Annotated in this window: 6 protein-coding genes; 2 read left to right on the top strand and 4 right to left on the bottom strand. The window is 64.1% G+C overall.

Annotated elements, in window-relative coordinates:
- Positions 1 to 573: recombinase family protein (locus tag YP76_RS26115; protein WP_046766299.1), on the bottom strand; the 573-nt coding region annotated here is incomplete at its 3' end.
- Positions 574 to 715: 142 nt separating this feature from the next.
- Positions 716 to 955: a DUF4158 domain-containing protein gene (locus YP76_RS26110; RefSeq protein ID WP_157035899.1), complete on the bottom strand. Its 240-nt coding sequence runs from the start codon at positions 953 to 955 to the stop codon at positions 716 to 718.
- A gap of 99 nt (positions 956 to 1,054) precedes the next feature.
- Here YP76_RS26110 and YP76_RS26105 point away from each other — a divergent pair, with 99 nt between their 5' ends.
- Together YP76_RS26105 and YP76_RS26100 are read left to right on the top strand one after the other, a co-directional pair.
- On the top strand, positions 1,055 to 1,675 hold the full coding sequence (locus YP76_RS26105) for a recombinase family protein (protein ID WP_046766297.1): 621 nt from the start codon (positions 1,055 to 1,057) through the stop codon (positions 1,673 to 1,675).
- On the top strand, positions 1,676 to 2,491 hold the full coding sequence (locus YP76_RS26100; RefSeq protein ID WP_046766296.1) for a hypothetical protein: 816 nt from the start codon (positions 1,676 to 1,678) through the stop codon (positions 2,489 to 2,491). It abuts the gene before it with no gap.
- A 193-nt stretch (positions 2,492 to 2,684) separates the two neighbouring features.
- On the opposite strand, the gene YP76_RS26095 is transcribed toward YP76_RS26100, so the two are convergent.
- Both YP76_RS26095 and traA read right to left on the bottom strand, forming a co-directional pair.
- Positions 2,685 to 3,389 carry a DUF6118 family protein gene (locus tag YP76_RS26095; protein ID WP_052757591.1) on the bottom strand — a complete coding sequence of 235 codons (705 nt, stop codon included), beginning with the start codon at positions 3,387 to 3,389 and terminating at the stop codon, positions 2,685 to 2,687.
- A 9-nt stretch (positions 3,390 to 3,398) separates the two neighbouring features.
- Complete coding sequence (traA, locus tag YP76_RS26090) at positions 3,399 to 6,320, bottom strand: Ti-type conjugative transfer relaxase TraA (RefSeq protein WP_046766294.1); 2,922 nt, start codon at positions 6,318 to 6,320, stop codon at positions 3,399 to 3,401.
- Between the last annotated feature and the right edge of the window lie 64 nt (positions 6,321 to 6,384).

Below are 6,384 nucleotides of genomic sequence, written 5' to 3'. Positions count from 1 at the left end.
GGCCCCAGCCCATCCGGTCCGCTTCAGCATGTCGATCAATGTCGAGCGCGGCACCTTGAAGCTGCGGCACACCGAGGCCTTGCTGGCACCGCCCTCCAACGCCGCCAAAATCTGGTCGATCTTCTCCGCATCGATCGTGGGCGGCCTGCCGCCCTTGCGGCCACGTCGACGCGCCGCCGCGAGCCCGGCGTTGACGCGCTCGGTGATCAGCGCCCGCTCATATTCGGCGAGCGTGCCGAAAAGGTTGAACAGGAAGCTGCCATGCACACTCGTCGTGTCGATCGCCTCGGTCAACGATCGGAAGGCGACCCCGCGCTGTTTCAGCTCCTCGACGATCCGGATCAGGTGCGGCAGCGACCGGCCGAGCCGATCGAGCTTCCAAACGACAAGGACATCGCCCTCGCGCAGGTCGGCCATGCATGCCTTGAGGCCGGGCCGGTCATCTCGCGCCCCCGAGGCGCGATCGTGATGCAGGTGCCGCTCGTCGACCCCTGCGCCGAGCAGGGCGTCACGCTGCAGGTCGACCGATTGGCGCTCATCATTGGTCGACACCCGCATGTAACCGACCAGCATGTGCGACAAACCCCGAATCGGACATTGACGCACACCGTAGCGATCCGACAGGGATTGTCGCGCGGGATATTCTAGACCATTGGTCACACGCCAAGCACGACAATCACCTGTTTGTCGTTACCCTCTGCCGCCGCCAAATCGCTTAGCGTACACGGCTGAAGAAATTCCCACGGAGCCCCAAATACCCAGCGTTCACCCAGAAGCCGATTCGATGGATCGGATCGCGCAGTTTTTCGGCTTCCTTCTGGAGGGCGCGGGGCAGATCAAAGACCGCCTTTCGCTGGGCGGCGTTGAAAATGGGCGGCGTGCCGAACACATGCTGTTCGGCGACAGTGAGGATTTGCATTCGGGCATTAGGTGTCTCGTTTTCTTGGAACGACACCCCTTTGCTAAACTTTATTTCCGATACGGGATATGATACACGCTCGAATGCCGCTTGAGGGCTGTTCCTCAAAGTCGCGCATACGTTCGTTTGTGATCCATGCTGATCGGCTACGCCCGTGTGTCCAAATCCGATGGTTCTCAGTCTCTCGACCTGCAACATGACGCCCTGCGCGCTGCCGGGGTAGAGGCGGACAATATCTATGATGATCGCGCATCCGGCAGTCGCGACGATCGCCCTGGTCTCGCCGCCTGCCTCAAATCGTTGCGCGACGGCGATGTTCTGATTGTCTGGAAGCTAGACCGGCTCGGCCGCACGCTCACCCACCTGGTCAGCACAGTACAAAATCTGTCGGATCGCGGCGTCGGCCTGAGAGTGCTCACCGGCAAAGGCGCGCAGATCGACACCACGACGCCATCGGGCCGCATGGTGTTCGGCATCTTCGCCACGCTGGCTGAGTTCGAGCGAGACATGATCCGCGAGCGGACCATGGCCGGTCTGGCCGCCGCCCGCGCGCGGGGCCGCAAGGGCGGCCGTAAGTTCGCCCTCTCTAAGGCTCAGGTGCGTCTCGCTCAGGCTGCCATGGCGCAGCGCGACACGTCGGTTTCCGATCTCTGCAAGGAACTGGGGATCGAGCGTGTCACCCTTTACCGCTATGTCGGCCCCAAGGGCGAACTCAGGGACTACGGCAAGCGCGTCCTCGGCTTGGGGAAGGAATAGATGAAGGTGTTTGCCGAACGGAAGCAGCAATGGAGACACCGGTTTTGCGTCGTGGTGGCCATGCTTTTGTTACCCAGTTGCAGTTGCTCGGAGGAGATCCCGGACATTGATCCGGTCAGCATGGCGCAAGACGTTCGCGTCGATATTGGCGGCCAAAGCTTTATTCTGCCGCGCGTCGCCTTTCATCGACCATGGCGCGATAGTGAGAGAGGATATCTTGAAACACCCCCGTTTGACGGCTTTACGGTTTGGATCGGCGTGTACGGGTCCACAGGAGAACTGCTCAAGTCGCGTGAAATATGTCCGCTACTGACCAGGCAATGGTCGCGCTCGATCTGCGAAAGTGCCTACACGCCGCTGTATCGAAGCCTTCCTCGTGAAATTGCGTTGCTCAAACCCGAAGCGTTATCAGTCTATCGCCACACGGGATTGGCCGGCTCCGGCCAAACAAAATATGATGTGGTTTCGAAAATTCGCTTTGATCGGGAGCGGGCCGACCGTGCATGTTCCGATCCCGATCCGAGCGGCCATCGCTCCTGTAGCGCCGGTATCGAGTTGGAAAACGGGTTGATCGCTCTGTGGGACGCCGGGGAAAACCCAAGTGACCCGGACGAAGATGCGCGTGTAGGTCAAATCGTGCAGAGCTTCGTCAAGAAGGCCATTGGCCGGAAAGAGGATTTCGAAGCGCTGGAACGCGAAGCGGTGATGCTACGAGATCCGCGCGCGCCCTGCATCGGCTACGAGCCATATGATAGGCAAACTATGGAACGTGTCCGCAACTATGCAGGCCTGAAGCCTTGCCCACTTGGCTCCTGAGTTCCCGCGTGGGCACCCTTAGCGTAGGATTTCGCCCTCTCCCGCAAACGCCCCCTGTCAGCACGAGAACCATCTTCACCCGACGACACACCATCATGCCTCGCCATCGTGTCGGCTCTCTGCCTGCCATCGTAGGCCAAAAATTGGGCTGGCGGCTGCAGCCCTCCGCGCAAGTCGGCGCAACGTGCGCTTGTTAAGGCAAGTATTTAAAATCGATCGTACAGCGGGCGGTCTTTTTCGCCTTGGCGGCGGCTTCGCGGCAGGTTTCGATTGTTTCGCGATTATGTTTGACCAGGTTCGCCGCCGCGACGATCGCTTCCCAGCTTGGCCGTGACGCGCGCGCCATCAGATAGGCGCCGGCATCCCACGGGGTCGGTTCGTTGACGATACGGGCGGCCATGCGCTCAGGCCACAGCCAGTGTGCCGGCGCGAGGCGCGCGATCGGTCCCGCCATCAGCGCGCAGAGCACCAGCCCTGCCACCAGGCTGCTGGCGGCGGCGATAGACAGCCAGCGATTTTGCTCGTCTTTCCGCCGCGCGGACGCGACCATGTCCTGCAAGTCGTGGGTGGCCGCTGCCATCGTCGATTTCGCCGATTGGACCTGGTGCTGTAATTCGCGGGCCGCATCGGCGACAGAAGCGTTTAAACGGCCTCCCATATTTTCCGGGGTGAGGGTCATGGCGGGACTGTTCCGAACCGCGTCGATCTGCCGCACCAACAGGCCCAGCACCTTTTCGGTACGCTCGAGCGTCGGCTCATAGTCGGGAATATCAATGGCCTCGTGCGCGGCGGTCATCCCCTCGACCGCATGGCGCAACAGCGCCACCTCACCGCGCAACCGTTCGAACGCCAGCGCCGGATCGTCGCCGGCACCTGCCTTGTCGCGATACTCGTCCATCATCCTCTCCTACCGGCTGAGGCCGCGATCACGGCCGATCCCAAGCTCGTCCGCCAACTGGCGGCCAAGCTCGCCGCCGCCCATGACGCGCGCGCGGTTCATGCCGATCTCAAGCCCCAGCTCACGGGTGCGCCCGCACAGGATCGATTCCACCTGGGGGTCGCGTTCAAGGCTTTTCGCCATGCCGGCCATTTCCTTGCCCGCCTTCTCGCGGCCCGCCATGTCGTCGGCGCGATAAAGCCGTTCGCGATCCTGGGAGAGCTGTCGCCAGCGCTCCACGAACCGATCCGCGCGCAAGGCAGGATCGGCACGCATGCGCGCTTCCTGCGCCATCGCGTCGAGCAGCGGGCCACTGCGCCCCGCCGCCGCTTCGCGCAGCAAGGCGGGATCGCGCTGCATCGCCGCCGACAGGTCGCGCGCGGCTCCCGGCCTGATCCTGTCGAGCGCCTGGGTCGCGCGCTCGAGCGCGACCTTCTGATGCTCCAGCACCGGCCTGCCCGATGCACGCGCCTGCAACACCGCCTCGGCTGAACGCGACGTGCGCTCAAGCGCACGCGCGAACGCACGATCCTCAACCCGATCGGCACGCGCGGGCGGGCGTTCCGTGCCCTTCGCCGGCTCGGTCGGCAGCTTCAATCCGTCGAACATGCCACGCCGCGGCGCGCGGAGCGTTTCGCCCAAGCGGATCTCGCCCGCCAGGCCGCGCCGATCGGCAAAGGCACGGGCCTCGGCGTCGCGGTCCCGAACGTAATAATCCGACGCCATATCCTTCGCCCGCTCGCGCCCCAGCGTGCGGACGAGCTTCGTTTGGTCGGCGAAGTCGTCACGGCCGTAATGGAGCTGCACCCCATCACGATGCCGCGACAACCCGACATAGGCAGCGTTGCGGTCCATCCCCGGTGTCGCCAGCACATGCGCCCGATCGACCGTTACACCTTGCGATTTGTGAATGGTAGCGGCATAGCCATGATCGACATGGGCATAGTCTTTCAGGTCGAACGCGACGTTGCGCCCGTCATCGAGCCGCACCGCAATGCTATCGGGCGATACGCGCTCAACCTTCCCCAGCGTGCCGTTCTTCACCCCTAGCCCGCGCTCGTTCTTGAGGAACATGATGCGGTCGCCGCTCGCGAACGCGCGCAATCCCCGCTCGGCCGACACGCGCACGTCCTCGCCCAGCTCCCCGCTGGCCCGCATCCGATCGCGCGCGGCCAGGTTCAGGTCGCGAACCTCGGCATTGGTGTGGGTGAGGATGATCCGGGTCTGATCGGGGTCGGCGCTGCGCTGCGCGTCCCAGCGGTCCACAAGGTCAGCGCGCGCGATCTCGCGCGTCCCGGCCACCTGCACCATGCCGTGGGCTTCATAGGCATGGACCGCCTCGCCGGTACGGCCCGTCGCCAGCGCCCTGGTCGCGGCGCGCTGCCAGTCCGCATGCTGCCGGCGTATCGTGGTGATCTCGGCTGCACCGTGGCGCTCAGCGAGCGCACGGAACGCCGCACCCGCCTCGATCGCCTGCAACTGCTCGGGATCACCGACCAGCACAACCTTCGCCCCCGCCTGTTCGGCGCGCGACAACACCCGCTCCATCTGCCGCGTGCCGATCATGCCCGCTTCGTCGATCACCAGCACGTCACGCGGCCCCGGCAGCTCGCGGCCCTGTTCCCACTGATACTCAAGGCTGGCGATCGTCCGCGAGGGGATAGCAGAGCCGCCTTCCAGATTCTCCGCCGCGATTCCCGACAACGCCGCACCGCGCACGATGTAACCGGCGCGCTCCCATTCGTCGCGGGCGACGCCCAGCATGGCCGACTTGCCGGTGCCGGCATAGCCGATGACGATTGAAAGCCCTCTGTCACCAGCTATATGGTCCAGTGCGGCCTGCTGCTCTGCCCCGAGCACGAGGCCCCCACTCCCGGCGGCGCGCCCCTTGCCAGGGGTCGCCGCCGGGAGACTATGCCCTACCCTGTCAGCAAGCCGATCGGCGGCACGTTCAAGCCTTTGCTCGGTCTCGATCATGTCGCGCGAAGTGAACCGATCCTCGCCGCGCCCGTCCTTCCCCAATGCGACCAGCTCGGAGCTGGCGCGTACCGCCCCCATCACCTGGTCGAACTGGTCCTTGCCGTCGCTGTGCCGGAACGCGAACTGCGCCAGGTCGCGCCGCGTGAACGTGGCCTGTTGGCGCGTGATCGCATCGAGCGCGGTCTGCGGCCTGGCGATGATCTTCTCGCCATTCTCGCGCGCAATCCGGGCATGGTCCTCAACCCGCTCGGCATCCTCGCCCCGACCGAACCGGCGCGATCCTGCCGGCCCGATCTTGTGCTGCGGCTCAAGGTCGATGCCCTGCGCCTCCAACGTGCGATGATCGATATGTGCATCGATATCCAGTTCGGCCAGGCGCGCGTTGACATGATCAGCCCACGCGACCCGCCATTCCTGCAACAACGCGTTGCTGTTCCAGTCGCGCACCTTCTGCCCGAACCCTTGCGCGCCAACCTCGCGCATCGACAGCATGACATGCGCGTGCGGCTTGGGTTCGCCGTCCTTGCCCCTGTCCCAATGCACATTGAGGTCCGCGACCATGCCGTGTTCGACGAACTGCTTTTCGACGAAATCGCGGGCGAGCTTCACGCCCTGAGCCGTGTTCATTTCGCGCGGAATCGCGAACTCAACCTCACGGGCAAGCTGCGCGTCCTTGCGCCTCTCCTCCGCCTCGACCTCGTTCCACAAGGTCGAACGATCGTTTAAGCGCTCCGGCGCGCCCTCCGGCAACATCACTTCCGAATGGACGACGCCCGCCTTGTTGCTAAAATCGTGATCGCGTCCAAGCCGGTCATCGTGCAACTCGGACGCTGAACGGTAGGCGGCCGAGGCAACCGCGCTCGATCCGTTGGCGCGACTGATGACCTTGGCTGAGAAATGGTAGATCGCCATGATGGCTTCTATACTGCCTTGTCAAGCGCATGTCGGCAACGACGTATAAGCGCGCACTCAAACT

The sequence above is a fragment of the Sphingobium chungbukense genome (assembly GCF_001005725.1).
Classification (GTDB): Bacteria; Pseudomonadota; Alphaproteobacteria; order Sphingomonadales; family Sphingomonadaceae; genus Sphingobium; species Sphingobium chungbukense.
This window is presented reverse-complemented; position numbering and strand designations above follow the sequence as displayed.